This window comes from Desertibacillus haloalkaliphilus (assembly GCF_019039105.1).
Classification (GTDB): domain Bacteria; phylum Bacillota; class Bacilli; order Bacillales; family KJ1-10-99; genus Desertibacillus; species Desertibacillus haloalkaliphilus.
Map to the genome: position 1 here is coordinate 1 of NZ_JAHPIV010000111.1, position 448 is coordinate 448.

1 pseudogene is annotated in these 448 nt (G+C 43.1%); it reads left to right on the plus strand.

The features are described 5' to 3' along the window. Window positions 1-191, plus strand: a pseudogene (locus KH400_RS21090) (recombination protein RecT); the annotation flags it as partial. Between the last annotated feature and the right edge of the window lie 257 nt (window positions 192-448).

The window sequence follows — 448 nt, forward strand, 5'->3', positions numbered from 1 at the left end:
TGTGGAAGTACCTGCCTATCAGTATTGAAATACAACAATATGCAACGCAAGACGAAACGGTACGAAAAGATATTACCCAAGAAGCAAAGTCAGTTTATGACGAGGAAGTCCTTGATATGCCGTACAGTGTAGAACCAACAGAAAGCCCGAATACGGAGCAAGCCGATGAAAACCGAAGCCCATTTGATTAAGGCTCCTATTCCTTTGTGTTACACATGGATGGTCAAAGGCACTTCCGATCCTTTCAAATTAGCAGAAGACTATGTGAAAGATTACATCAAGACTAATGAGCCTGATATGCGCTTTGTTCGCATACAGGGCTTGTATGCATTATGTGAAAGGAGGTAGGGGCTTGAACTACCTAAAAGAAATAAACGGCTTCATGCGTTGGCTTGAAACGTCACCATTGAAGCCAACTACACAAGCACTGTGGTTACAGCTCATGGAC